At 74.2% G+C, this 2739-nt stretch carries 3 protein-coding genes; all 3 read left to right on the top strand.

From position 1 onward, the window contains the following. The first annotated feature begins 368 nt into the window (after nucleotides 1-368). Nucleotides 369-1175 (top strand): sugar nucleotide-binding protein, encoded by an 807-nt coding sequence (locus JNW89_RS33750; RefSeq protein ID WP_238452125.1) that lies wholly within the window; start codon nucleotides 369-371, stop codon nucleotides 1173-1175. Nucleotides 1176-1259: 84 nt separating this feature from the next. After that, on the top strand, nucleotides 1260-1853 hold the full coding sequence (locus JNW89_RS33745) for a transcriptional regulator (RefSeq protein ID WP_238452124.1): 594 nt from the start codon (nucleotides 1260-1262) through the stop codon (nucleotides 1851-1853). Further along, nucleotides 1850-2739: MFS transporter (locus tag JNW89_RS33740; protein ID WP_238452123.1), on the top strand; the 890-nt coding region annotated here is incomplete at its 3' end. The genes JNW89_RS33745 and JNW89_RS33740, both read left to right, overlap by 4 nt.

The raw sequence follows: 2739 nt of genomic DNA, 5'->3' as shown, positions 1-2739 counted from the left end.
TCCAGATCGCCGCTGCGATGGTCACCGGCAACCACGAACAGGCGGACAGCGCACGCAACGCGCGAATCCTGCTCACAGCCGGCGGTGCCGCCAGGATGCGGACGGTCACCGACTTGCCGTTGTCCGGGTTGGTGACCCGGACCCGGGTGTTGAAGGGCATCCTTGGTGGAGGTCCGACGAGTGGGAACGAATCCGAAGGTTGTTCGTCCGGTTCTGGGCCGTTTCGGGGGGACCGCCGTAATCGAGATCACCGCCGCCGACCCTTACCGGGCCGGGCTGCACGCCCCCGGACACCGCCACCGTGCTGCGCCCGAAGGACGGCGAGGCGACGGTCGGCGGGGCCGGGGAGACGGGGGACGCGATGACGCGTGCTCGTGGTGGGAGCCGGTGGCTTCCTGGGCGGGGAGATCTGCCGGCGCGCGGTCGCGGCGGGCCGGCCGGTGGTGGGGACCTGGCACGCCAACCCCGTCGCGCTGCCCGGTCTGGCGACCCGGCAGCTCGACGTGACCGACCGGGAGGCGGTGCGCCGGCTGGTCGCGGCGGTCCGGCCGACCGCCGTGGTCGGCACCCCCTACCGCAACGACGACTGGGCGGTCACCGCCGACGGCGCGGCGCACATCGCGTACGCGGCGGCCGAGGCGGGGGCGCGGCTGGTGCACGTGTCCAGCGACGCGCTGCACGCCGGGCGCCCGACGCCCTATCTGGACGACGACCCGCCCACCCCGATCCACCCGTACGGGGCGGCGAAGGCGGCGGCGGAGACCGCGGTGCGGGCGATCGACCCGAGCGCCGTGCTGGTGCGGACCTCGCTGATCGTGGGGGAGGGGAGCAAGCAGATCCAGCTCTGTCGGGACGCGCTCGCCGGCCGGGCCACCCTCTTCACCGACGAGCTGCGCTGCCCGGTCGACGTCACCGACCTGGCCGACGCCGTCCTCGAACTGGTCGACGGCGATCACGCCGGCTTGCTCAACGTCGCCGGTCCGGAGGCGGTCAGCCGGGCCGGGCTCGGGCTGCTGGTGGCCCGCCGGTTCGGGCTGGACCCGGCCGGGATGAAGACCACCACGGGCCCGGCGGCGGGGCTGGTCCGCCCCACCGACGTCCGGCTGGATTCCGCGCGCGCCGCCGCGCTGCTGCGGACCCGGCTGCGCGGCGTCACCGAACTCCTCGCGGCCTGACCCGAACCTCTTCTCGCGGCACTGACGCACACTTTCTCTGCACAACTATTGTGCAGAGAAAGTGTGCACAGATATTGTGCAGTCATGGGGAACGACGAGAACGCCGCCGCACCGCGCGAGGTCCGGCTCAACCACCGGCAGGTCCGGGTGCTGGCGCACCCGCTGCGGATGCGACTGCTCGGCGCGCTGCGCACTACCGGGCCGGCCACCGCCACGGCGCTGGCCGAGCTGCTCGACACCAACACCGGCGCGACCAGCTACCACCTGCGGCAGCTCGCCGAGGTCGGGCTGGTCGCCGAGGATCCCGACCGGGGCAGCGGGCGGCAACGCTGGTGGCAGGCCGCGCACGACGTCACCAGCTGGGAGCCGACCGACTTCGACGACGACCCGGACGCCCGCGCGGCGATCCAGTGGATCCACGGCGACCAGGTGCGCCTGCTGGTCGAGCGGGCCGAGCAGTGGTTGGCCGCCGAGCGCGAATGGTCGCCGGCCTGGCGGGACGCCTTCGGCATGGGCGACATCTTCATGGTCATCCCGCCGGAGCGGATGGAGGCGCTCAAGGCCGAGGTGTGGCAGGTCATGCAGCGGTACCACGACGAGGCGGACCCGGCCGCGCCGGGCGCCGAGCCGGTGCACCTCTTCCTCGCCGGCTACCCGATGCTGGAGGGCCGGCGGTGAGCGCGCTGTCCGTACGCCAGGTCCGGTTCCGCTACCTCACCCTCTACGGTCTGCGCTGGCTGCCCACCGGGCTGATGATCCCGGTGATGATCCTGCTGATGCAGGAGCGCGGCCTGTCGCTCTCCGAGATCGGCCTGGTCTCCGTCGCGCAGGGGCTGGTGGTGCTCGCGCTGGAGCTGCCCACCGGCGGCCTGGCCGACGCCCTCGGCCGCAAGCCCGTCCTGGCCGCCGCCTGGACACTCAGCCTGGTCTCGCTCGGGCTCTTCGCGGTGGCCGACTCCTTCGCGCTGTTCTTCCTGGTCTGGGCCTTGCAGGGCGTCTACCGGGCGCTCGACAGCGGCCCCCTGGAGTCCTGGTACGTCGACGCCACCCTCGCCGCCGACCCGAAGGCCGAGTACGAGGCCGGCCTCGGCTTCGCCGGCACCGTCTCCGGCGTGACCATCGCCGGCGGGGCGCTGCTCAGCGGTGGCCTGATCGCCCTCGGCCCGGTCGGGCCGGTCAGCGCCCTCACCGTGCCGGTCCTGGTCGCCATCGCCCTCCAGGCGGTGGCCCTGGCGGCCCTGCTGTTCCTGCTGGTCGAGGCCGGCCCGGCCAAGGGCGCCGGCGCGCTGCGCGCCTCGGTCGTCGAGGCGCCCCGGATGGTGGGCCAGGCCTTCGGCCTGCTGCGCCGCTCCCGGGTGCTGCTCGCCCTGGTCGCCGTCGAGCTGTTCTGGGGCTTCGGCATGGTGACCTTCGAGTCGCTGCTGCCGGTCCGTCTCGCCGAGGTGGTCGGCAATCCCGAGCGGGCGGCGGCGCTGCTCGGGCCGGCCAGCTCGGCGGCGTGGCTCGCCGCGGCGGCGGGTGCGGCGCTGACCCCGCTGCTGCTGCGCTGGCTGGGCGCCGCCCC

It is taken from the genome of Micromonospora sp. 4G55, assembly GCF_016803375.1.
Note: the sequence above shows the minus strand (reverse complement) of the source record. Positions and strands in the feature narration are given on the sequence as shown.

Excerpts from the sequence above, each read along its gene's own strand:
- JNW89_RS33745 (WP_238452124.1), top strand. The coding sequence starts at position 1,260 with ATGGGGAACGACGAGAACGCCGCCGCACCGCGCGAGGTCCGGCTCAAC.